Raw genomic sequence first — 25517 nt, forward strand, 5'->3', positions numbered from 1 at the left:
GTCGTAATAAAGATCCCTATCTTTCGGGTAGCAATGACTATCATTTTAAACCGTATCATTATATCGTATCATTTACCGATTAATTAATCAGTATAATCTACTAATTGGATTTTGAAGGATATATCGATTACACTAAACAATTTCAAGTTAGATTTTCATGGTTAACGCATAAAATATGTTCCAATAAAAAAGAAGTAACCACCAGTAATGGTGATTACTCCATATAGGAATCTTGATGTATAGAGCCAGACATTATCTCTACACGCAGCTCTTTTATCTACCTGTATTCAATGGTTTGATATTCGCTTCAATTGCCGCACGTTTACCTTCCAAAAATGGTGGTAGCGCAAGTGACTCACCCAATGTTTCAAGCGGCTCATCTGTTGCGAATCCAGGTCCATCTGTTGCAAGTTCGAATAGGATACCATTTGGCTCGCGGAAGTATAGTGAACGGAAATAGAATCGCTCTACAAATCCGGAGTTCGGCAATCGTGTACTGTTAATTTTATCAATCCATGCATGTAGTTCTTCTTCGTCCTTAACACGGAAAGCTACGTGGTGAACGCCGCCTATCCCTTGCACCTCTGCAGGTAAGTCATTGCGTGGCTCAACGAACACTTCAGCGCCTGAACCACCATCTCCGACTTCCATAACAATGATGTCGTCTTGTCCTTCAACAAGAGCTGGAACACGGTTCTTCTCTGTAAACCCGAGTATTTGAAGAGCTGCGATAGTCGGTTCAGGAGTGCGGACAGTTAGCCTAACTGGACCAAGCCCGGTTATCCCATACTCAACCGGAACAGGGCTCTTATCCCATGGAGTTCCAGTCGCAGCGACTGAGTTTGTCTCATCGGAAACGAGCGTCAATTGTTGACCTTCCGCATCTTCGAAGAAAATAACATTGCGACCAGCAAATTCTGAAATGGGTGCATGTTTTACGTTAAATTCAGTAAAGCGTTCAATCCAATAATTTAGTGCAGCGTCACTTGCTACACGAAGTGATGAGTTGGAAATACTACTGACACCTGCTCGTTTTGGTCCAGCATTTGGGAAATCAAAAAATGTCAGTTCAGTTCCTGGATTCCCTTGCTCATCTCCGTAAAATAAATGATAAGCAGTTGTGTCGTCCTGATTTACTGTTTTTTTCACTAGTCGCATACCAAGTACCTCAGTGTAAAACTTAAAGTTATGCGCCGCGCTACCAGTCATTGCTGTTAGATGGTGAATGCCTTTTACGTTCATCTTTATCAATCCTCTCTTGGATAATATCTTTGTAAAGTTATCTTGAATTCAAGCTAATATTACAGCGAGAGGACGAAATTGTCAAGAGATGTGTCCCTTCGAGGGTTCAATATCCATACATATCATCTGTTTTTATCTTCATAGGTATTCAGAACGATTATTCTTTATTCTGGAAAGGGACTATAAAAAATGTGATATATTTTTATGATTAGATAGCTTATTTACGAAGAAGTTGATATAATCTATATTATTAGAAAGTTATTTACGTACATGGATAAATGAAGGAATATCGTTTAAGCGTGAGGTAACGCTTATCTTGGTATTCCTTTTTAATCACATAATATACGGAAATAGCCAAATCAGCTGGCCTGAAAATTAGACATAGGGAGATGCACACATCATGACGAACCATGTAATCACTGTCACATTGAGTGAATCAAAAAAACAAAAACCACAATCAGATCAGTTGGAATTCGGAAGAGTATTTACAGACCATATGTTTGTGGCTGACTATTGTGAAGGCCAAGGCTGGACGGATCATAGAATCATTCCATATGCACCACTTGAAATGGATCCGGCGGCAACCGTTTTTCACTATGGTCAAACAATTTTTGAAGGATTAAAAGCCTATGTAGGCAAAGAGGGGCAAGTATTGTTATTCCGCCCAGAAGAAAACATGCGTCGCATGAACAAATCGAGTGAACGCTTATGCATGCCAGCTTTCAATGAAGAAATTGCAATCGAAGCTTTAGAAAAATTAATTTCTATCGATAAAGACTGGATTCCAGTAACAGAAGGAACTTCCCTGTACATAAGACCATTCATGGTTGCGACTGAACCCTATCTTGGCGTTTCACCATCGAAGAAATATAAATTCATCATTATTCTTTCTCCTGTTGGATCGTATTATAAAGAAGGAATTCATCCCGTTAAAATTCTCGTTGAAAATGAGTATGTGCGTGCAGTAGCAGGCGGAACTGGAACGGCAAAAACGGCGGGTAACTACGCGTCCGGGTTAAGAGCACAAGAAATAGCAAGCAAAAAAGGTTATTCACAAGTTCTTTGGCTTGATGGTGTTGAAAGAAAGTATATAGAAGAAGTGGGAAGTATGAACGTCTTCTTCAAAATTAACGGTGAAGTTATTACACCAATATTAAATGGCAGTATTTTAGAAGGAATTACGAGGAAGTCAATCCTTCAATTACTGAGGCATTGGGATATTCCGGTTGTTGAACGTAAAATATCCATGGAAGAACTTCGTTCAGCACACCAAGCAGGTACCTTAGAGGAAGCATTCGGAACGGGAACGGCGGCAGTTGTTTCACCAATTGGAGAACTCAATTGGGGCGATGACATAATGGTCGTTAATAATAATGAAACCGGTGAATTATCTAAAAAACTGTATGAGACACTAACGGGTATTCAAACCGGTAAAGTGGAAGATTCATTCGGGTGGGTAGTTGAAGTCACTGACACGGTAAAAGTATAATTGTTTCTTCTATATAAAGGTGAAGAAAAGGGTAGCCCTTCCAAGGTGCTATCCTTTTCTTTGTATCCAGTTGGGGAAGTCCTGCATATAGTAGGGAAGCGCCTAGAATTACTAAATGGATAGCGGAAGGGGATTGTGTGGATAAATTATCACCAAACCACAAACAAGTCATAGATGAAAACAGTAAAGATAAACAGTTGGAACAATTCCGTGTGAATAATGAAGGAACCAAAATGACAACAAATCAAGCACTGAAAGTTTCGAATGACGAGGAATCATTGAAAGCGGGTATCCGTGGACCAACATTAATGGAGGACTTTCATTTTCGTGAAAAATTAACTCACTTTGACAATGAAAGGATTCCAGAGCGGGTTGTACACGCCAGAGGATATGCAGCACACGGTTTTTTCGAATTGTATGAATCAATGAAGGAATTTACAAAAGCAGGATTTCTACAGGAACCCGGAACGAAAACCCCAGTTTTTACGAGATTCTCGAATGTTGTAGGGAGCAAAGGTTCTGCGGATACAGTAAGGGATGTACGGGGATTTGCTGTTAAGTTTTATACCGAGGAAGGGAACTATGATCTTGTGGGTAACAATATTCCCATCTTTTTCATCCAAGATGGCATTAAGTTCCCGGATCTTGTCCATGCGATACAGCCTGAACCACATAACGAGATGCCGCAAGCTGCCTCTGCACATGATACGTTTTGGGACTTTGTTGCTAACAACCAAGAATCGGCGCATATGGTCATGTGGCTAATGTCAGATCGGGCGATTCCGAGGAGTTGGCGAATGATGGAGGGATTTGGTGTTCATACATTCCGATTCGTCAATGAACAAGGCAAAGGCCGGTTTGTAAAGTTCCATTGGAAACCAGCACTTGGCGTACATTCGCTTGTATGGGATGAGGCACAGAAGATTTCTGGGAAAGATCCAGACTTTCAACGGCGGGATTTATGGGAATCAATTGAACATGGTAATTTTGCGGAGTATGAACTAGGTGTACAAATGATTGATGAAAAAGATGAATTCATGTTCGATTTCGATGTACTAGATGCTACGAAACTTTGGCCGGAAGAAATCGTACCTGTTAAAATATTTGGCAAGATGACGCTTAATCGTAATGTTGACAACGTCTTTGCGGAAACAGAGCAAGTTGCGTTCCATCCGGGTAATGTCGTACCTGGAATTGATTTCACAAATGACCCACTTCTACAAGGTAGATTATTTTCCTATTTAGATACACAACTCATTCGCCTCGGGGGACCGAATTTCACTGAGATTCCTATCAATCGTGCCGTCTGTCCATTCCATAATAATCAGCGAAATGGCTATAGCCGTCAGAGAATTGATGTTGGGCAGGTCAGTTACCATAAAAACTCGCTTGCGGATAATACACCGTCCACTTCTACTGCGAAAGAAGGTGGATTCGTCCATTATGCAGAAAAAGTGGAAGGGCGTATCATTCAAGCAAGAAGCGATTCATTCAAAGATTTCTTTTCTCAGGCAAGGCTATTTTGGAACAGTATGTCGCCACCAGAGAAGCAACATATCACTGATGCATTCATCTTTGAAGTTGGGAAAGTGGCTAGTAAAAGTGTGAGACAGCAAGTCGTTGATATGTTTGCCAATGTGGATAAAGAATTGGCAATCCATATCGCAGATGGTGTCGGGGTAAACCCTCCTACTAGCAAGCAAGTGAACGTCAAGGCCTCATCACCGGCACTCAGTCAGCAAAATACGACGAGAGTCCCTTACACGTTGAAAGTCGGCGTGCTGATTGGCAATGATTTTAATGGCGCAGAAGTGAAAAGAGCTGTCAAAACGTTAAGGAAATATGGCGTCACTGTGGATATTGTTGGTGAAAAACTTGGCACAGTGAGGGGTGCGGATGGCCTTAATGTAATCGTTAATGAAACATTCCTTACAATGGATCCGGTTTTATTTGATAGCTTATATGTTGTTGGTGGTTCGGCTGAAAATCAAGCAAAATTCAATTCCAATATCCAATACTTTATTAACGAATCGTTCAAGCATTATAAACCGATTGGATTTGCATCGACAGGTCTTCCTTTCTTTGAATTATCAAATGCGAAGGCGGGGCCAGGAATTGTCTTCGCGACGGATAATCCCGATTTTGATGATGATTTTGTAAAAGCAATCGCACAGCAACGCTTCTGGGACAGAGAAATTTATTGAAGAATGGCCGCTCCGATTAGAAATAGGGAGCGGTTTTTTCTTTGACTAGGAAATTATAAAATCTCGTACTGTGGTTAAACACCAAGAGAAGCTATTTCACGTCTAGACCCTAGCGCTTTTGTTCTTACTCGTTAAACTAGTCTGAAATCATGTATACTAGTTTATAAAGCAGATAGGGGATGATTTCTTATGATAAAAGCGATTATTTTTGATTTGGATGATACATTATTATGGGATAAAAAAAGTGTAGAAACCGCATTCGAAAAAACATGTGAACATGCAGCCCAAGTACATGATCTTAATCCTGCTAAACTTGAAGAAGCTGTCAGATTGGAAGCGAGAAAGCTTTACGAATCGTATGATACCTATGAATTTACTCAGATGATTGGCATTAACCCATTCGAAGGTCTCTGGGGGACATTCAATGATGAAGGGGACTATTTTCAAAAAATGAAAGCAATTGTTCCAGGCTATCGTAAGGAAGCGTGGACAAATGGACTTCAGCGAATCGGCATTAATGATGAAGACCTTGGCAGCACGTTAGCAGAATTATTCCCACAGGAACGAAAAAAGCATCCCTATTTATATGAAGAAACATTCGAAGTGCTGGACCGTCTGAAAGATACATACAAGCTTGTACTATTAACAAATGGTTCACCAAGTTTACAACACACGAAACTTGAAATTACAACCGAACTTGTCCCTTATTTTGACCAAATCATCATCTCGGGCGCATTCGGAGTAGGAAAGCCCGACGCATCTATTTTTCAACATGTGCTTACTGAAAGCGGCGTAACTGCAGAGGAAGCAATAATGATAGGCGATAATCTAATGACGGATATTTTAGGAGCATCACGTGTCGGAATGCGTTCTGTCTGGATTAATCGGGAGAATAAACTGCCCAGTGAAGAAGTTGTACCGAATTATGAAATTAATCATTTAGAAAAGTTATATCCTATCCTTGAAGAGTTGAATAAGAAACAGGCTGTCCAATGAGTATCAAATCTATCCTGAAGGATTGAGGATGGAGTGGACAAACTGCTTACATTACAAAACGAAAAAGCGCTCCAGTTGGTCAGCGCTTTTTTGTGCGGGATTTAAATTATGGAAATGAAAATAGTTTTGGATTGATCATCTAGAAGTAACGGAACCTTCGTATTGTGAAGAACGTATTTAGTAGAGATATTTAAGTTGTGAGTAAATGGAAATCAGAGTTTATCGATAATTTGAGGTGGAGAAAATGTCTTTTAGGGTAATCATCCAATTGGTTTTGGCATCAATTCTTTTACTATTTTCTACTGGGGTAGCATGGTATGAAGGTAGCGCACTACTAGAGCATTCTTGGGAATGGAAACATACCGCGCTTTTTTCTGGAATAGTGAATGGACAACTGGAAAATGCAAACGATATTCTGTCAATTGATTATTTTATGTATGCAGCTAAATTTGCACCTGTATTTCCTTTGCTAATGTTGTTAAGTGGGACATATCTCATAATCCTCCTGGGGTATATCTTATTAAAACGTAACCATAAGGTGTTCACATATTACCTTGCTTCTATTAGTGTTTTATTCCTGGTATTAGGCGGTTTCCTGTCTAATTCTCCAACTAGCGGTTTGAAAATCATTTTCGCTAGTCTTTTGTTTATCGGTATTTTATTTTTAGTTATTGCGTTGGTTAGACTAGTTAATAATAAGGTTAAAGAAATAAGTTAGCTTTATTTCACACCTGTTAATTAAACAAAATTAACCAGTGAATGACGTGATCACCTACTGGGCGCTACGTGTATAGTTGCATTTGGGCTGCTTTGGATTGAATGACGTCTATACCATTATCGAGAGGTCTGGATGTATAGGGATGCGACTTTGTCGCATCCCTATACACTCTTTTCGGTAATCGTATGGTGGCCCTTCATCCGGCGCGCTCAAAATGCATAAGTACATGAAGGAGGGCACTGAAAAAGTACGATTTCCTTCAATCCCGTTGATTTCCGTTCCGAGCGGACGCTTTCCGCGGGCACGGCTTCAGCCTCCTCGTCACTGCGTTCCTGCGGGGTCTTCAGCACGCGCTGTTCCCGCTGGAGTCGCCGCTCTTCACTACAATCAACTAGTTCGTACTATAAAAAAGAGCTTTTTCAGTGGCTTCACACGAAGTGCAGATGCTTTTTTGGACGAAAGAATAGCTGGCTTCTTACCTGGAGAAAAGCCGCCAAAGATGCAATTTTGGCGGCTGAAACTTTCTATAGGGTTTTCCCTTTTGTATTAGTGAAGGAGTGTCACTTTCTATAAGATATCACAAGATTAGATGCATACTCTTTGCTAGAAGTAAGCAAGGAACACATTGTACAACTTGCAAGAGTGCCCGAAATTGCATCTTCGGGCACATACAATCCCGATAGAAAGTCATCTATTCGTTTCTTTCAAACATAACTGCATTTTTCACTTGAACATTGAAGGTAAGCGACAGGCAACTATTCGCAACAGGATTACCGAAAAAAGTGTGGCTAGAAGTGACGGAGTCACTTCTAGCCACACATGTCTCACGGTAAATGTGTCGTGATTAGTTCGCCGAAAGCGAACCGGAAGTGGTCCAGTGAAAGTGGATTTTATAACAATGAACTTTAAAAGAAAAATGGATAGAGAATTAGATGTCATCTGAAGACTCTATCCATTTATTTATTTGATTCAAGTCAAACAAAATCGGAATCGTACTTACAAATCGATCGCGATAACGTCAAAGATATCTTCAAGCTCTTTCAAACGTTCTACGTTAGCCTTCTCAACATGGTTATCGACAGATAGCATCATGATTGCATTACCGCCAACAGTGGATCGGCCAACTTGCATCGTTGCGATGTTGATGTTTTCGATTGCTAGTAATGTTCCGACCCGGCCAATTGCACCCGGTTGGTCTTTATGTTTAATGAACAGTAAATGGCCATCAGGTTTTACATCGACAAGATTATCATCGACTTTGACAATACGTGCACCCAAACCGTTCAGTAAAGTTCCGGCAACACGTCTTACTCCATTCGTTGTCGATACTTCAACCGTAACTAAATTTGAAAAACCTTTCGATGTAGAAGTTTTATGTTCATTAACCTTGATGCCGATACGGTCTGCCAAAAACTTGGCGTTGACATCATTGACATGGTTTCCAAGATTGCGCTTCAACAGGCCTTTTAGCGTGTTGCGTGTCAAAGGACGGACATCAGATTCAGCAAGCTGCCCTGAGTAATAAATATTTACTTCCTCGATAACACCCTCTGCTAAATCAGATAAGAATACGCCCAACTTTTCAACTAAGTCAAAGAATGGTTCAACTTTAGCCAGCGCTTCTTTTGAGACTGAAGGAAGATTGACTGGATTTTGCACCGCACCGCCGTTTAAGAAAGTGACTACATCACGGCTAACATCAATCGCAACGCTTTCTTGCGCTTCAATCGTACTTGCACCTAAGTGTGGAGTCGCGATGACTTCAGGAAGTGTCAGCAGTTTATGGCCAACAAATGGTTCCGTTTCAAAGACGTCGAGTGCAGCTCCTGCAACTTTCTTCGATACGATTGCATCATACAACGCATCTTCATCGATAATACCGCCGCGTGCGCAGTTAATGATTTGAACGCCGTCTTTCATCAAATTAAAGGCTTCTTTATTGATCATATGTCGCGTTTCTTTCAAAAGTGGAGTATGAACAGTAATAAAGTCTGCTGCTCTTAGTACTTCTTCAACAGTTCCCGCAGTAATACCCATCTTCTTCGCTTTCTCTTCTGTTAAGAAAGGATCATAGGCAATGACATTCATTCGCTGACCTTTTGCTCTTGCCGCAACTTCCGCACCGATACGACCAAGACCTACTACACCGAGTGTCTTATTTTTTAATTCAACACCAATGAATGACTTACGGTCCCATTGCTGGTTTTTTAATGAGTTGAAGGCTTGCGGAATTTTGCGTGCAAGGGACATAAGCATTGCAATTGTATGTTCAGCAGCGGAGTTCGTGTTGCCATCCGGAGCATTGACAACGATAATACCATGTTCAGTCGCTGCGTCTAAATCGATATTGTCGACGCCGACACCAGCACGCCCAATGATTTTTAACCTCGTTGCTTTTTCAATAATTTCGCGTGTCACTTGTGTTTGACTACGAACAAGCAAGGCATCATAGTTATGAATTTTAGACGCTAATTCAGCGGGTGTGCAAGTTGTATCAACGACGATGTTCAAGCCTTCAGCCTGCCTTAATGGAAAAATACCATCTTCGCTTAACGGATCGCTAATAAGTATATTAAAAGTCATTTAGACCAACACTCCTTCGTTTAAGTAGACTTGCTGTGCAGCGGCAGTGCCTTTTCCTAATTCAATTTCTTTGCCGACTTTGAGTAAGCCGATTTCCATCGCACTGATTGTTTGAAGGACATCTGCGGGAGAACAGTATCCCATATGGCCAATGCGGAATATTTTGCCGCTTAAATGCTGTTGGCCGCCTGCTACGATTAAGCCGAACTCATGTTTAATCACTTTTCTAAACGCTTCTGCGTCGAAATCTTCCGGTTTAACCGCTGTGACCGTAGGAGAGGCATCATTATCACTTGTTAATAAAGGAATACCTAATGCCCGGAAAGCGGCGCGCGTCATGTTCATCATCAAAATATGTCGTGCATTTACTTGTTCGACTCCTTCTTGATCGACAAGCTGAAGAACTTGTTCCAAGCCGAATAACAAAGATAGTGCAGGTGTGAAAGGGGTAGTATCTTTTAACAGATTGTCACGATATCTTACTAAATCCATATAGTAGCGTGGTTGTGGGTTATTCTCGATGATAGTCCAGGCACGTTCACTTGCTGCGATGAAAGCCAGTCCTGCTGGTAGCATGAATGCTTTTTGAGAACCTGTCACCAGGACATCGATTCCCCAATCATCCATTCTCGTCTCAACACCGCCAACACAGGAAACACCATCGACGACGATTAATGCATCTGACACTTCACGTACTGCCTGTGCGAGTTCCTTGATAGGATTTAATACGCCAGTAGAAGTCTCGCAATATGTAGAAAATACAGCTTTGATTTCAGGATGCTCTTGTAGATAGCGTTTAATTTCTAGGGGATTCAGCGCTTCGCCCCATTCGACATTTAAGCTTTGAACCGTGATATTGTAAGCTTCACAAATTTTTGAGAAACGCTCGCCGAATGCGCCTGTTACAATGACTAATACTTCATCACCAGGCTTCACAATATTTACAACAGCAGCTTCCAAACCAGCTGTTCCGCTACCTGTTAAAATAACAACGTCTTGTGTCGTACCGAAAATCCGTTGCAGACCTGGTGCGATATTTTTAAGCATATTCGATGTCTCTTGTCCTCGGTGGCCAATCATTGGTTGACTCATCGCTCGTTGTACACTTGGCGGGATGGGACTTGGTCCTGGAATCCTAAGTAGCATTTGATCTTGTAACATCTTCATTCTCCTCTCGATTTTGGGAATAAAAAAAAGCCCTCCTCCCCTTACAAATAAATGTAAGGGGCGAAAAGCTGAAATACTCACGCGGTACCACCCTTTTTACTGTCTGAAAAAATAGACAGTCTTGGTTAGCATGCTTAACGCGCATGTGACGGATAAACCTACTAGACGTTTCAGTTTATCTATTCCAGAGTGCTACTTTACTGCGAAATCACTGATTTGCACCATCCATCAGCTCTCTTGAGATTTCAGTAGATAAAGTGTGTCTCCATCAAAATAGTTAGATTAGTTATGGAATTAGAACTAATCATAACAAATGAAAATTGAATGTCAAGCATCATTTTATCCGAAATCACGTTTTTCTGAGTCCAATTGGTAGAGGAATCTAGTCAGGAACGGTATTCTTTCTTATAAGAACAAAATAAGGAGTGAAAAGATTTGGTTGCTGATAAAATTAAAAAGTTCAATACGATTCCACTTTCCGTTTTGGACCTTTCTCCAATAAATGAAGGTAGCAATGCAACACAGTCCTTCAAAAATAGTGCGGAATTGGCACAGCATGCTGAAAAATTAGGTTTCAATCGGTACTGGTTTGCAGAACATCACAATATGCCTGGCATTGGAAGTTCCGCAACATCGGTACTTATAGGTCATATTGCAGGCGTAACAAAACGAATTCGCGTAGGTTCGGGCGGTATTATGTTACCTAACCATGCACCACTTGTTATTGCCGAACAGTTTGGTACACTCGAATCTATCTATCCGGGAAGAATCGATTTGGGACTTGGGCGTGCGCCAGGTTCTGACCAAGCAACTGCTTATGCACTGCGTCGCACATTACAAAGTACTGGTGACGATTTCCCGGAACAATTAGCCGAACTTCAAGCTTATTTTGAACCGGACAGATCCGCTCGTGTTCGCGCCTTTCCGGGTGAAGGACTTGATATACCCATCTGGCTTCTCGGCTCGAGCGGCTTTAGTGCACAACTTGCAGCACAGAAAGGCTTACCTTTTTCTTTCGCGAGTCATTTTGCACCTGCGTATACGTTGCAAGCATTACAGTTGTACCATCAAAACTTTAAGCCATCTAAGTTTTTGAAAGAACCGTATGCCATGCTTGGTATCAATGTCATCGCAGCGGAGACGGACGAAAAAGCGCAATGGTTGGCGACTTCACAGCAACTTCAATTCCTTGGTATCACTACGGGAATGCCATCACAATTAAAACCACCAGTTGACAATATCAATGAGTATTGGTCACCACAGCAACAAGCATCTATTAAGCAAACGCTCGATCCTCGTACAACGATTGTGGGCAGTCCCGAAACGGTTAAACGCAAGCTTGAAAGTTTCATTCAAGAAACAAGAGCGAACGAATTAATTATCAATACGCAAGTATACAGTCATGAAGAGCGCATGCGTTCGTATAGCATAATTGCAGACATGATGGATTGAATAAATAAAAGTCGCAACCTTTAATTAGGTTAGCGGCTTTTTATTTAGAATAGTTATTTAATTGAGGTGGTGATATGGTAAAATATAGATGATGACATTTATAGGGGGTAATGAAGTGGGCAATATGACAAAGACAGAAACGATTGTTGAAAACTACCATGGTACTGATATTGCAGATCATTTTCGCTGGCTCGAAAAGCCGGAAACTTTAGAGGTGAAGAATTGGATTGATGAACAAAATGAAGCAACCCAAGACTATTTAGCAACGTATCCGAAACGGGATAAAGTGAAAGAGAAATTAACGAAATCATGGAATTATCCGAAATACTCCGTTCCGCAAAAAGAAGGGGACTATTATTATATTCATAAAAATAATGGATTACAAAACCAAGCCATCTTTTATCGGACAAAGGATATATCATCAGATGAACTTGAGGTCATTATAGATCCGAATACGTTGAATGAAGAAGGGACGGCAGCGATAACGAATCTTGCGTTTACGAAAGATGGGAATCGCCTAGCCTACGGTGTTTCATTGAACGGAAGTGACTGGCAGGAAATCCGAATCCGCAATTTACAGACGGGAAAAGACGAAGCTGACGTCATCAAATGGTGCAAGTTTAGCAGTATTGCATGGAATGAAGAGGGAAGCGGATTTTATTATAATCGATTCCCTGAACCTGGGACGGTCGATTCAGAAGATGAGAGTAACTATAACCGCGTTTACTGGCACACGGTTGGTACAGTCCAAGAAGAGGATATTCTGGCATATGAAGACACTGAGGATAAAGAGTTATCTTTTAATCCGATACTCTCTGATGATTATCGTTATTTGATTTTATCAGTATGGAAAGGAACAGAAAATAAAAGTCGTATCTATTATCGTGATGAACAAGCTGATGAAGGATTTGTTCATTTATTGGCAGACGATGACGGCGAATATTCGTTTATAGGAAATGAAGGGAAGCTCTTTTACTTCACGACTAGTCACGATGCACCGAAAGAAAAAATTATTGCTGTTCATTTGGACAAACCAGGGAAAGAGCATTGGATTGACATCATTTCAGAACAAGAAGACGTCCTTACATTCGCAAAAATCATTAACGGGCAGTTTGTCGTATGCTATTTGCATAATGCCCATTACAAACTACGTATTTATGATTTGGACGGACGGTTCCAAAAAGAAGTGTCTCTTCCTAATTACATTTCCTTATCAGGCGTGACCGGCAAGAAAACAGCGTCAACGATGTTCATAGGCTATACATCATATTTGGTGCCGACAACGATTGCACGCTATGATTTTGAAAAAGATGAATTGAATACTGTATTTAATACGTCAGAGTTATTTGTAGCAACAGGCTTCGAGACTACTCAAGTGTTTTATCCATCCAAAGATGGCACGCGTATTCCGATGTTCCTGACGCATCGAAAAGGGTTGAAATTGACGGGCGATAATCCTGTTTTGTTATATGGTTATGGCGGTTTTAATGTTAACTTGACTCCGGCTTTTTCCCCATCACAGCGTATGTGGATTGAGGCGGGCGGCGTGTATGCGGTTGCGAATTTACGTGGCGGTGGAGAGTTTGGTGAGGAATGGTACAAAGCGGGGACGTTGGGGCAAAAGCAAAATGTCTTTGATGACTTCATTGCAGCAGCAGAGTGGCTGATTGAACAAAACTATACGAACAGCAAGAAACTTGCCATTATGGGCGGAAGTAATGGTGGATTGCTTGTCGCAACATGCATCACTCAGCGGCCTGATCTATATGGGGCGGCACTTTGTCTCGTTCCTGTCACTGATATGCTGCGCTATCATAAATTTACTGTGGGACGCTATTGGGTGACCGATTACGGAAATGCTGAAACAAATCCGGAACATTTCGAGTTCATGTACAAGTATTCTCCGCTTCATAATGTCAAAGAAGGCGTCGAGTATCCACCGACACTTGTGACAACAGCTGATACGGATGATCGGGTGGTGCCGTGGCATGCGACGAAATTTGCAGCGACATTGCAAGCGGCACAACTAGGAAACAATCCAATCCTTCTGCGGGTGGAAAAGAATGCCGGCCACGGACTAGGCAAACCGACTGTTAAAATAATAGAAGAACAGACGGATATGTATGCGTTCTTGTTTAAAACATTGGAGATTGAAATTTAAGTTAGAAAAGCACCGAAACAATCGTAACGGTTTTTTGGGGTGGGGGACAAAATAACTAAATAGCTTGGGGAATTACAGTCCTATTCGCAATAGCGGATAGGTCCCCCTTTTTTTGTATATAGCCATTCCTATGATTTTGCGATTAAAAAGTGCAACAGTGTTAGCGAGAAGTTTTCAATGAGATAAGTTAAGAAGTTGGAATAAAGAATCCCATTGAATCCGCTCCGGCGCTCGGGGATGCCTCCCGCCCTAAGCCAGACAGCTTCGCCGTTAGTCTTAGGGCTTCGGCTACCCCTTGTAAGGCGCCTTCGCTCAGTTTGTACACCGTATTCAATACTTCAACATAGGTGTTGGTTTGATCTTTCGTCTCCAGATCATAAAGTGAATGTTTTTTACCTCAGGTCTGAAATTGAGTGATTTTCAGACAGTAATTTGAGGTGATTTTTTCGGGAAAAGTGTATTCTAACCAAAAGGGAGTTATGTCGATGATTAAAGGTTTATATGAAGCACATTTACCTGTTAGGAATCTTGAAACTTCTATAGAGTTTTATAAAAAACTTAATTTAGAAATTGCATATCAAAAAGAGAAACTAGTATTTTTTTGGATTGAGAAAGGACGTAGTTGGTTAGGGCTGTGGGAAACAGATAAAGTTGAAACACCATATCATCCTTCATTGAGACACATTGCTTTTCAAGTTGATATAGATGATATAGAGGTTGCCAAAGAATGGCTCGAACAAAAAGGAATTCCAGTAAAGACTGACTTTGGATTCCGACCAGAAAAGCAACCACTAGTTTTACCGAATAATCCCAATGCGCATGCAGCAATATATTTTCAAGATCCTGATGGTAATTCTCTTGAATTAATTACCCCTTTAAGGTTGGATTTTGAGGAAGACTTTGAAATGATGTCGTTAGAAGATTGGAATAGGAAAAATAACTAATTGTAACTATTTTCCTTGTTAAACTTAAGGGGCATTTGATTGAAAAAGAAATAATAATATTTCGTAGAATTTAGATAGTCAGAAGTAAATTGGTACTAAATTAAATTTGTGAACAATCAAGGGGGAGTGGTAATCATCGAAGCAAATAAGGAGATTTTGAAATTGAATAAGGAAAGCTGGGAGAAATCAGCAGAACGTTTTTTCGGAAGAGCAGCTCTTCCGGAATATGGACCATTTTCTTTGAATGAAGAACGACTTGGACTATTTGGTGATATTTCAAATCAAAAGGTCTTGGATATTGGATGTGGTAGTGGGCATTCATTACAATATATGGGTAACCAAGGAGCAAAGGAACTATGGGGGGTGGATCTTTCAACAAAGCAAATAGAAACAGCTACTAAATTGTTGAGTAACCAACAAGTCAAAGTTTCTTTAGTAGAGTCTCCAATGGAGGAAAACCCAGGACTACCAAGCAATTACTTTGATATTGCATACTCAATTTATGCATTAGGGTGGACGGTTGATTTACGACGTACATTGTCAAATATCCATAACTATCTAAAGCCAGGTGGTATTTTCATCTTTAGTTGGGAACACCCTATCCACGACCGCTTGACCTACGAAGAGTCATCGTTTACTTTTAATAAATCTTATAATATCGAAGGTCCGGAATACAATGAAGCGTGGCATAATAGTGTCATTATTCACCATCGGAAATTAAGTACATATATAAATACACTAATCGAATCCGGTTTCACTATTGAAAAAGTATTAGATGATGTTGAGTTATCTGATAACAAAGTTTCAGATAATCCTTCGAGATGGTACTCAACCCAAAAAGCCCAATTAGTGCCTGCAACATTTATAATAAAAGCTTTCAAAAAGTAATGATGGAAAATTATTTCTGAAATTAGTATTAACGTCGCGACGTTTCTATGATAAATAGGAACGTTTTTGACTTACCGGCCAGGTTTGTTGAAGAAGAACGGAACGTCCTAAAATAAAAAACCACAGAATTAATGGGGAGATTTAAATGAGTAAAGTTGGAGTTTATAGGGTTGATATCACGCCACCATTGGGTATTGATTTTATTGGATACCATAGACCAACTGGGATAAGTAATATTGATGAACGTATTTATGCAACAGCCTTTATTTTTGAAAGCAAAGAAACAAAGTCCGTAATTATTAGTATTGATAACATAGGCATGTTAATAAAAGATACTATAATTATTCGTGAACAAATAGTAAAGGAATTGAAAATCCCATTTGAAAATATAACGGTTGTTTATACTCATACACATTCTGGTCCTGCAACAGCAAGTAATAATCAAATGGTTCAATCTTATAAGACTAGCTTAATTACAAATGTCGTAAAAGCTACTGTTCATGCAAATGAGAATATGCAACCATCTGAGGTTGGATGGAATGTAACAATGGGTGAAATAGGAGTAAACCGAAGAGAGATTTCATTAGATGGAAAAGTGAAGATGGGTATAAATGTGAATGGGGTTGTTGATAACAGAATAGGAGTATTAGCAATAAAACACCCTACAACAGGAAAATTTCAAGGTCTAATTGTATTTTGTACTGCCCATCCAAATGTATTAAAGGGAGATAGTGATATTTTATCAGCAGACTATCCTGGGCTAACAAGGGATATTCTTCAAAATACACTTCACTGTCCTGTAATAATTATTCAAGGGGCGGCTGGAAATGTTAATGCTAATTATCGTGGTTCAAAGGAAGCCTTAGGAAAAATAGCTTATGCCTTAAGTGGTAGTGTTCTTACGATGATTCCAAGTATTAATTATAAATCTATTTCTAAGCTTAGAACTGTTTCAACTAAAATGTCAATGAAACTAAAAGATATTCCTGAACCTGATGTTATAAAAAGGATGGCATTATTAGCTGAGGAACAATGGGGTGTAAATACTGATAAATGGTTAATGGTTCTTTTGGGTTTGCATAAACAAAATATTAAACAACTTTCTATTGATTTAGAAATTCAATTACTTCAAATTAATGAGGGTTCATTTTCAGGAATACCAATGGAGCCCTTTTCTGAAACAGCTCTTGACATTCAAAAAAGACTAAAGAATAAGCTTGCCTTTTTTGGGGGTTATACCAACGGTTATCTTGGCTATTTACCTACAAAAGAAGCATACCCATACGGTGGTTATGAGGTGGAAGTGAATCCAGTGATTTATGGACCGATTACTGACTTGTGGATGCCCCCAGTTGATAATACTGCTGAACAGGTGGTGAAAAAGGTGTTGGAATTATATAATACTAAATAATTTATGCTGAGCTTATTAGTAAATGTAACTTTTCCACTTGAACTCCTATGAAAATTAAATATTGCTTAGAATCTATAAAGTTGCATAACAAAAAAGACTGAGCCTTCAAAATGATTATATTGATATGGTAGGTAAATCAGGAATTAACTCCATTCTTCCTAGAATAAAGGCAAGGCTAGTGCAATAACTAGTGTAGGATTAATCTCGCATAAGTGCTACCGTATCAAGTGCGACAATCTGTAATGCACTGTGAACGTTGGAGTTAGACTGGTGGTTGGGCCCTATGACACGATTGTTGATCGACCATCTTTGGTAGCCGTAATATTCAGTATCCGTTCTGTACACGTTTGCATCCTCTTTGTTTTGCGCTTTTTATAACAAAGGTCAAAAACCTGTTTTCTTACACATTAGAGGAGTGTGCATGTTTGATAAAAAAGTGATTTTAGTATTGCTATGTTGGATTTTAGATGGTTGTGCAGTGATGTCTGATCTCTTCAAGCAAAAGGAGCGATTTTTGGAAATTCGGCAGCAGTGTCTTTTAATTATGGAGACAGGCACTGTACAAGGAGGGGGAGAAATGGTTATTGTTAATCTCGCATTTTTTATCCTCATATTAATAGCTTCGATATATATACTGTTCATCAAATCAAAAAATGATGTTCTGAAACGTTATTTATCTTTCATAATTATCAATTCCTTTTTCTTTTTTTCTATTTTTGATATTAAATCAGTGTTATGGATCACACTGATTTGTGCAATAGGACTAATTTTGCATACAAAATCACCAATAAAAGATAAAGTCATTTTTATATTTATAGTCATTTTTATTTTTGTAATATATCGTGTTCCCACAAGCCCAGCCGAATTTGAGACGTACTTAATTGAGGAACATGCGATACATTGTTCAGTAGTGGAATGTGTAGAAGTTGTTGAAATTGTAAATGATAACAAGCTTCAAATGCAAGCGACTAAATATGCAATTCAAGGTTTAACTTTTGATTGGTATTTTGTTTTTTCACAGGGTCAAATCGTATTGAACAATGAAAATATAAAGGCTATTAATATAGCTGGATTTTGGATTCAAATAAACAAATAAGAAGTAAAACTCGATGATGAAGGTGTTGGATACGATCTTTACAATACGAGTTAGTTGTACTTAAAGTAACGGGGCGTTATTTCAAGTAAAGTAGCTTAAGAAAATCCTTTATGTGTGGAAAATAATCAGTAAATATAAAACAGCTTATATTTATTACGCCTTATTGAACTAAATGGAGCAGATTACTAGAATGAGCACAATATAGTCGATCATGACAATAGAGTATCAATACAGAATATTATCTATTAAAATTCAAACGAGGAGGGGGACTATGAAAAAAATTACACCGATTGTAATAATTCTTATTGCCTTATTCGTAGGTGCTCTAGGCTACTCCCTGTTTATGAAAATATTTATTCCAAATATGATGTAATGATTATCCTAAGAAATCATCTGTGTTTTTTGTCCACAGTAGTAGGTGTCAACTGTGGAATGCATGGAAACTGGCACGTTCCGTGCGGAGCAGGGGGAAATCTGGAGAATAGAATCAAATGCTTACCTATTGCTAACTTTAGCAAAACAAGGCTGCCAGGAGATTGTTTTTACTGTTAATAAAGTAACGTAGCGGATTCACTTTAAGAAGGTGCCCCATCCACAACCTAGCCAAAATAGGAGGAATTACAATGGACACAACACAACAAAACAGTAACGCTTGGGATAAGAAAGTTGAAGAGGGGTCTAGATACACACAATCTGTGAGTAGCGAAATCATTGAAAAAAGTAAATCTGGTGAATGGGAAATTACTGTCACTACTGAAAGATCAGTTCCACGAGATTGGTTTCCGAAATCTTTAGTAGGATTAAAAATACTTTGTTTAGCATCTGGTGGAGGGCAACAAGGACCTATTTTAGCTGCGGCTGGAGCAGATGTAACAGTTACTGATATATCTAAAAAGCAATTGCAACAAGATGAATATGTAGCTAAACGTGATGGATTAACTATAAAAACGGTACAAGGCGATATGTCAGACCTTAGTGACTTTAAAGATGAATATTTTGATATTGTTGTTAATCCTGTTTCTAACTTATTCGTAAAAGATGTTAACCCTGTATGGAAGGAAGTTTCAAGAGTTTTAAAAAATAGAGGTATTTTAATTGCAGGATTTACAAATCCTTTATTATGGATTTTTGATGATAATCAAGAAAGAAAAGGTATTCTTGATGTGAAATATTCCATACCTTCATCGTCATTGGATTATTTGCAAGAGGATGAAGTTCAAGCTTATATAAAATCAAGTCAAACAATAGAATACGCACATACTTTGGAAGATCAAATTCAAGGGCAAATTGAAGCAGGGTTTGTTATTATAGGTTTTTATGAGGATGACTTCGGTGGAACAAGGATTTTAGACAAGCATATTAAAACTTTTATTACTACAAGAGCTATAAAGCTAAAGATTGAATAATATTTTTTTCACTAACAGTACTTTAGTTGAATTATTAAACGTTAGTAAAAAAGTATCCATTTTTTATTAACTATTCATATCCCCCTTTGGATTCGGGAAGTCCTATATATTCTTCCTTACTTCTAATTATACTAAATACGTAATTTCGTAACTCAATTAATTGTTTAGCATCGTTGGTAGGATCACAGTATGTCTCTGAAAAAGAATGAGTTATGATTTCGCCGTTGATGGTAATTTTCCATTCATCCTCTTCGTGTGGTTCTTGTGTGCAAATGGTTCCGTTTATAGGTTCGGGTATAAAAGTTTTCTTTTCAACTATATTAACTTCTTTCATTTTCTTATAAATCTTATCCATTTCCTTATCTGTTAAATTTACAGTTGCCTTTGCAGTCCCATCCGTTATTAAATCTTTGGTAACTGTATTTTGAAATGTGTTGATTTCATTATTTTTTCCCACACCAAACTGAACAGAGAACCCGAAGTCATTTGGCATATCTTCTGGCAAAGTTTGAACAGTAGAAGCGGTTTCTTTTGAACGCGAAACACTAGCTTCATTTGAATTTTTAGTCAATTGATTGCAAGCGCTCAAAATGAAGGTGGCTAAAATAAACAATAATATTTTTTTCAACAATTATCCCCCTTTTTTTAATGAGACGAATTGTCCCACTTTTTGGTTTCACTTCATTCAAGAATCCTGCTAGTTTGTTTAAATGTATAATTTAAAAATTCAAAATATATTTAAACATAAATTTCATTTATTTAATAAGTTCGCTTCATATTAAGTGAACAATTAGCAACATTATCGGCATTTGTTTCAACAACACCGCATAAATTTATGCGGTGACTTCAATTCGTGTACGTATTGATCTGTTAATTAGTTTGTCAAATCGACTTAAGCATTGATATAACAACAAAAAGGAAGACATCAATTCATAGTGAATTGTGTCCCCAATATAGGTTGTTATTTGATGTTTTCTCTCCGTCAACCGAATACGTTAGTATTATAACTGATGTTTTCACTGACCTCACTTCTGTTTATCCTGCCGTTCCCAAATTCTAAGCGAAGGATAAGGATCGAAAGCCCATTCTGTACGTCCGTTATATTTATACATCCCGTAGTGGAGATGAGGAGGAAAACGTCCTGATGTTCCTGCTTTTCCATAACCTGAGCTACCCACTGAACCAATGATGGTCTTTGGTTCAACTATGTCTCCTTCTTTTAGATCTTTATTGAAATAAGCTAAATGGGCAAAATAGTGGTACGTATTATGGGTGTCGCGAATGCCGACCCGCCAACCTCCAAAGTCATTCCATCCCATTATTTCGATAACTCCATAGGACGTGGCTCGAACAGGGGTACCATATCCAGCGAACAAATCGGTTCCCTCGTGAATCCTTCTGCCACCCCATCCTCTGCTTGCTCCCCAGGTTCCACGGTAACTGTAATTGTAATTGGTTGGGACAGGAAAGGCGTGTTCATCTAAGTCCAATGTTTCAAAGTGTTTATACAGTTTTGCAATAGCTATAATTTGTTTAACCGTGTCTTCGCGCTTGTAATAGTCCAATAAAGCCGATTTGAAATCTTCTTCTGCTTGCCCGTATTCGCTTAAATAAGTTGCCATTGTATAAAGGACGTCTTCTGCATCATTTATATTGGCTAGCCCGTCTTCATTGCCATCCAGTCCATTCCCATCTGAATAAGCAATCGATTCAGGAGAAGTATCTTTTTTATCGGGGTTAAGTGGACCTGTCCAATAATCATCTGAAAACTGAATGGCGACCGGCCCTTCATTCTTCGGAATGTCAGTTCGAACTTGTTGGATGTTGCGTTCAAATTGATCAACTGCCGCTAAATAATACCACGGGACAGTTATGTTTTCGAAGCGCAAATAAAGACGCATTCGTTCATCTAGAATCATTTCTTGAGTAGGCTCTTCTTTTGCTGAAACAACCGTTAAGAATAGCAAAGACAATGCGAGTACATACATTGGTAAGACAAACCAGTGACGCACGAAAAAACCTCCTTTTAATACATGTATATTAGAATTCCCCAATTGGATTTATTCATAAGTACATTTTTCAGGAAAACAATTCAAAATTGAATTAAAACTAATTATTCACCTGTGGTTTGTATGTGACTCGCAGGTGAAAAATATGTATATAAATGTTTTTCTAACACATAATACGATTGAAATCCATTACACAAGTGGAGAGAAAAGGAGAGATGAATTGGGTATTTTAAATGGTAATCCAAAAGATGAACCGTTACATTACGGTGAAGTACTAGGCTCATGGGCGTTTGTTGGAGCGAATAATGGTTTAATCAGTGCGTATCAAGCATTTATTAATCATGCAGGTGACGGGGATCTCATCGAGCTGTTGGAAGAAGCAGTAAAAACGATGAAATCGGAGAACAAACAACTTGAAAATATTTTAAAAGAGAATGGCATTGCATTGCCGCCGTCATTGCCAGAGCGTCCTAAAGCGAAAGCGGAAGATATACCGGTCGGAGCAAGATTTATGGATCCAGAAATCAGCGGTGCCATATCGATTAACGTCGGACAAGCTCTTGTGTCTTGCAGCCAAGTGTTGGGACAATGCTTGCGAGAAGACCTTGCAATGATGTTCGGAAAATTCCATGCAGATAAAATGTTATTTGGTTTGAAGTTATTGAGAATGAACAAAGAAAAAGGGTGGATTATACCGCCACCGCTTCATACGGATTCTCCTAGTCGTTAACGAAACGAAAAGGATCTTGTCATTAAGTTGACAAGGTCCTTTTCGTATTGCACCTTGAAAGTCTTATGTGGTAAGCTAATCCATAAAACTTGAAGAGGGGGAATTCAGATGATTCGACAGCTTGTGGAAGAAGACAGGAAAGTTACGTTCGATTTCATTTCACAGAAGCCAGCAGAAAATCTATTTATAATAGGAGATATTGAAGCGTATGGGTTTACTAATCCGATTCAGAAATTATGGGGAGATTTTGTTGAGGAAGGTGAATTGCGAGGGATACTACTAAACTATGATGGTAATTTCATCGTATATGCACCAGCAGAATACGATGCAAAAGGGTTTGCAGAAATTATCAATCATGATGAAAAGTATGAGTTCATTTCAGGGATTGAGCAGATTGTTGTTAAATTGGAACCGTATTTGACTAGTAAACCGTCAAATCCACGTGTACTCTATTACGCTAAATGTGAGCATGCTAAGGGTTTGCAAGAAGTACCCTCAGAGATTGAAGTGAAAAAAGCGACACCTGATGACGCGGAACGAATCATAGATCAAATGTATGGAATTCCCGAATTTGCTACGAGTACATTCAGTGTTGAACGTAAACGTCAGTCACTTAATAATAAATCTGCTCGTACGTACTTCATCGAAGAAGATGGGCGGATAATAAGTTCCGCATCGAGCACTGCAGAAAATAGTCAGTCTGCTATGATTGTTGGCGTTGGTACTTTGTCGGGATATGAGAAAAAAGGATTAGCTTCATATTGCATGTCTATTCTTTGCACAGAATTGCTCAATGAAGGCAAGATGCTTTGTCTTTTCTATGATAATCCCGCTGCGGGCTCCATCTATAAACGAATTGGTTTTGTTGATATTGGGAAATGGTGCATGTGGAGTTTCAAATAACTGAATGCTAGGTGGAATATGATTATAATTCACTGAAAATATTAAATTGTGTCTTTGTTGATGCTATAATTAAATCGTGTTAGCTAACTAAAAAAATAGGAGTGATTTCAAATGGAAAAACTACAATCAATGGAACAATTCGACAAGCTGAAAAATGAGGAGAGAACAATGTTCATATTTTCCGCAGATTGGTGCCCCGACTGCCGAGTAATTGAACCGTTGTTACCTGGGATTGAAGCAGATTACCCGGAATATAGTTTCATTTTTGTTGACCGTGATGAGTTTATAGACTTATGTGGAGACTTAGATATTTTTGGAATCCCGAGTTTTATCGCATTCCATAGTGGTGTTGAAGCGGGTCGCTTTGTTAGTAAAGACCGTAAATCGCAAACGGAAATCGAAGAATTTATTAACAGTCTTTCGGCTTGATTTAAGGGGGGAGGCTACTCGATGAAATATGACGTCATTGTTGTTGGTGCTGGTTTGGCGGGATTAGTTGCGACGGCAGAGCTTACAAATGCCGGGAAGAAAGTTCTACTGCTCGATCAGGAACCGGAAGCCTCTCTTGGCGGACAAGCTTGGTGGTCATTTGGCGGCTTATTTCTCGTTGATTCACCTGAGCAACGAAGAATGGGCATTAAGGATTCGCGGGAACTTGCTTGGCAGGACTGGTTGGGAACTGCTGGTTTTGACCGTCAGGAAGATGAAGATTATTGGGGAAAGAAGTGGGCCGAAGCGTATGTTAACTTCGCTGCAACTGAGAAAAGAGAGTGGTTGCATGCGCAAGGCATTCGTTTTTTTCCGGTTGTAGGATGGGCGGAACGCGGTGGCCATCTAGCGGAAGGACCTGGTAATTCGGTCCCGCGCTTTCATATTGTATGGGGAACAGGACCTGGTATCGTTAAACCTTTTGAGGATAAAATGCGGATTGCGATAGATAAAGGATTAGTTGAGTATCTGCCTCGCCACCGTGTCGATGAATTGATTACGAAAAATGGTGCTGTGACTGGAGTACGTGGTGCTGTACTTGTACCTAGTGCCGTCGCCCGTGGTGTAGCGAGTTCCCGTGAAGTGATTAGTGGCTTTGAATTATATGCGGAAGCGGTGTTAGTGACAAGTGGAGGTATGGGAGCGGATCTTGAATTGATCCGAAAAAACTGGCCACTCCGTCTTGGAAAAGCACCGAAAGATATGATTTCAGGGGTTCCTGAACATGTGGATGGGCGTATGCTGGCGATTACAGAGCAAGCTGGGGGCCGAATTGTTAACAGGGATCGGATGTGGCATTATACGGAAGGCATTAAAAACTGGAACCCGGTATGGGCAAATCATGGGATTCGTATTCTTCCTGGCCCATCCTCCCTTTGGCTAGATGCTAAGGGGAAGCGATTATCAGCTCCGAATTTCCCTGGATTCGATACATTAGGAACACTTGAAGCACTCCGGGCAACCGGTTACGATTACTCATGGTTCATATTGACCCAATCGATCATCGAGAAAGAATTTGCGTTATCCGGATCCGAGCAAAATCCGGATTTGACGGGAAAGAGTATCGGGAAAGTGCTACAGAGAATCCTGCCTGGCCCAACTGCGCCGGTAAAAGCATTCATGGATAAAGGCGAAGATTTTATCGTAGCCGATACACTCCCGGAACTTGTCTCGGGGATGAATAAAATGACTGGAGAAAACTTATTGAAGTTAGACGACATTGAACGGCAAGTCATTGCTAGGGATCGTGAGATGGATAATAAATTCACCAAGGATTTGCAAATTACAGCATTGCGTGGTGCCCGTCACTATATCGGAGATAAGCTTGTCAGAGTAGCGGCTCCACATAAACTCCTTAATCCTAAAAAAGGACCGTTGATTGCGGTGCGTTTACATATCGTCAGTCGAAAGACACTTGGTGGATTGCAAACCGATTTAGATGGCCGAGTTCTTGACCTGACTGGGAATCCAATACCGGGTTTATATGCCGCTGGCGAAGTAGCAGGATTTGGCGGTGGTGGTGTTCATGGCTATCGTTCATTGGAAGGGACGTTCCTTGGAGGCTGTATTTTTTCCGGAAGGCAAGCGGGAAGGGCATGTGCAAACTATACGCGAGCGTAAGAATATACT

General features: G+C 39.6%; 20 protein-coding genes and 1 other annotated feature. Of the genes, 15 read left to right on the top strand and 5 right to left on the bottom strand.

Annotation, left to right across the window (positions count from 1 at the left end):
* Positions 1–273: 273 nt before the first annotated feature.
* A complete protein-coding gene (locus tag H7992_RS06805; RefSeq protein ID WP_187047031.1) occupies positions 274–1242 on the bottom strand; it encodes a ring-cleaving dioxygenase in 969 nt (322 codons plus the stop codon).
* Positions 1243–1642: 400 nt separating this feature from the next.
* Here H7992_RS06805 and H7992_RS06810 point away from each other — a divergent pair, with 400 nt between their 5' ends.
* The 4 genes from H7992_RS06810 to H7992_RS06825 all read left to right on the top strand — a co-directional run bounded on the left by H7992_RS06810 (position 1643) and on the right by H7992_RS06825 (position 6649).
* Positions 1643–2731: a branched-chain amino acid aminotransferase gene (locus H7992_RS06810; RefSeq protein ID WP_187047032.1), complete on the top strand. Its 1089-nt coding sequence runs from the start codon at positions 1643–1645 to the stop codon at positions 2729–2731.
* Between the two features lie 137 nt (positions 2732–2868).
* On the top strand, positions 2869–4935 hold the full coding sequence (locus tag H7992_RS06815; RefSeq protein ID WP_255428611.1) for a catalase: 2067 nt from the start codon (positions 2869–2871) through the stop codon (positions 4933–4935).
* 189 nt (positions 4936–5124) lie between these two features.
* Positions 5125–5931, top strand: coding sequence for an HAD family hydrolase (locus H7992_RS06820; protein ID WP_187047033.1), 807 nt, complete (start codon positions 5125–5127; stop codon positions 5929–5931).
* 244 nt (positions 5932–6175) lie between these two features.
* On the top strand, positions 6176–6649 hold the full coding sequence (locus H7992_RS06825; RefSeq protein ID WP_187047034.1) for a DUF4306 domain-containing protein: 474 nt from the start codon (positions 6176–6178) through the stop codon (positions 6647–6649).
* 996 nt (positions 6650–7645) lie between these two features.
* Here H7992_RS06825 and serA read toward each other — a convergent pair.
* Both serA and H7992_RS06835 read right to left on the bottom strand, forming a co-directional pair.
* Positions 7646–9232, bottom strand: a complete 1587-nt coding sequence (gene serA / locus H7992_RS06830; protein ID WP_187047035.1) for a phosphoglycerate dehydrogenase — start codon at positions 9230–9232, stop codon at positions 7646–7648.
* Complete coding sequence (locus H7992_RS06835; RefSeq protein ID WP_187047036.1) at positions 9233–10393, bottom strand: pyridoxal-phosphate-dependent aminotransferase family protein; 1161 nt, start codon at positions 10391–10393, stop codon at positions 9233–9235.
* A 59-nt stretch (positions 10394–10452) separates the two neighbouring features.
* Positions 10453–10680, bottom strand: a binding site (T-box leader).
* Positions 10681–10834: 154 nt separating this feature from the next.
* Between H7992_RS06835 and H7992_RS06840 the strand changes: the two genes are divergently transcribed.
* The 7 genes from H7992_RS06840 to H7992_RS06870 all read left to right on the top strand — a co-directional run bounded on the left by H7992_RS06840 (position 10835) and on the right by H7992_RS06870 (position 19757).
* Entirely contained in the window at positions 10835–11851 is a 1017-nt protein-coding gene (locus H7992_RS06840) for an LLM class flavin-dependent oxidoreductase (RefSeq protein ID WP_187047037.1), read from the top strand.
* A gap of 124 nt (positions 11852–11975) precedes the next feature.
* Entirely contained in the window at positions 11976–14012 is a 2037-nt protein-coding gene (locus H7992_RS06845) for a prolyl oligopeptidase family serine peptidase (protein ID WP_067213869.1), read from the top strand.
* Between the two features lie 485 nt (positions 14013–14497).
* A complete protein-coding gene (locus H7992_RS06850; protein WP_187047038.1) occupies positions 14498–14956 on the top strand; it encodes a VOC family protein in 459 nt (152 codons plus the stop codon).
* Between the two features lie 162 nt (positions 14957–15118).
* Positions 15119–15844, top strand: coding sequence for a class I SAM-dependent methyltransferase (locus H7992_RS06855; RefSeq protein ID WP_231885780.1), 726 nt, complete (start codon positions 15119–15121; stop codon positions 15842–15844).
* A gap of 145 nt (positions 15845–15989) precedes the next feature.
* Positions 15990–17255, top strand: a complete 1266-nt coding sequence (locus H7992_RS06860; protein ID WP_187047039.1) for a neutral/alkaline non-lysosomal ceramidase N-terminal domain-containing protein — start codon at positions 15990–15992, stop codon at positions 17253–17255.
* A gap of 421 nt (positions 17256–17676) precedes the next feature.
* A complete protein-coding gene (locus tag H7992_RS06865; RefSeq protein ID WP_187047040.1) occupies positions 17677–18351 on the top strand; it encodes a hypothetical protein in 675 nt (224 codons plus the stop codon).
* Between the two features lie 623 nt (positions 18352–18974).
* Positions 18975–19757, top strand: coding sequence for a class I SAM-dependent methyltransferase (locus H7992_RS06870; RefSeq protein WP_187047041.1), 783 nt, complete (start codon positions 18975–18977; stop codon positions 19755–19757).
* A 70-nt stretch (positions 19758–19827) separates the two neighbouring features.
* On the opposite strand, the gene H7992_RS06875 is transcribed toward H7992_RS06870, so the two are convergent.
* Together H7992_RS06875 and H7992_RS06880 are read right to left on the bottom strand one after the other, a co-directional pair.
* Entirely contained in the window at positions 19828–20385 is a 558-nt protein-coding gene (locus tag H7992_RS06875; RefSeq protein WP_187047042.1) for a membrane lipoprotein lipid attachment site-containing protein, read from the bottom strand.
* Between the two features lie 397 nt (positions 20386–20782).
* Positions 20783–21769, bottom strand: coding sequence for a M23 family metallopeptidase (locus tag H7992_RS06880; RefSeq protein WP_370569974.1), 987 nt, complete (start codon positions 21767–21769; stop codon positions 20783–20785).
* A 217-nt stretch (positions 21770–21986) separates the two neighbouring features.
* On the opposite strand from H7992_RS06880, the gene H7992_RS06885 reads away from it, so the two are divergent.
* The 4 genes from H7992_RS06885 to H7992_RS06900 all read left to right on the top strand — a co-directional run bounded on the left by H7992_RS06885 (position 21987) and on the right by H7992_RS06900 (position 25508).
* Entirely contained in the window at positions 21987–22496 is a 510-nt protein-coding gene (locus H7992_RS06885; RefSeq protein WP_067213871.1) for a DUF3231 family protein, read from the top strand.
* A 108-nt stretch (positions 22497–22604) separates the two neighbouring features.
* Positions 22605–23399, top strand: coding sequence for a GNAT family N-acetyltransferase (locus tag H7992_RS06890; RefSeq protein ID WP_187047043.1), 795 nt, complete (start codon positions 22605–22607; stop codon positions 23397–23399).
* A gap of 111 nt (positions 23400–23510) precedes the next feature.
* Positions 23511–23828 (top strand): thioredoxin family protein, encoded by a 318-nt coding sequence (locus tag H7992_RS06895; protein ID WP_187047044.1) that lies wholly within the window; start codon positions 23511–23513, stop codon positions 23826–23828.
* Between the two features lie 21 nt (positions 23829–23849).
* Complete coding sequence (locus H7992_RS06900) at positions 23850–25508, top strand: FAD-binding dehydrogenase (protein WP_187047045.1); 1659 nt, start codon at positions 23850–23852, stop codon at positions 25506–25508.
* The last annotated feature ends 9 nt before the right edge of the window (positions 25509–25517 follow it).

Origin of the sequence: Sporosarcina sp. resist (assembly GCF_014302295.1) — a bacterium.
GTDB classification, from domain to species: Bacteria; Bacillota; Bacilli; order Bacillales_A; family Planococcaceae; genus Sporosarcina; species Sporosarcina psychrophila.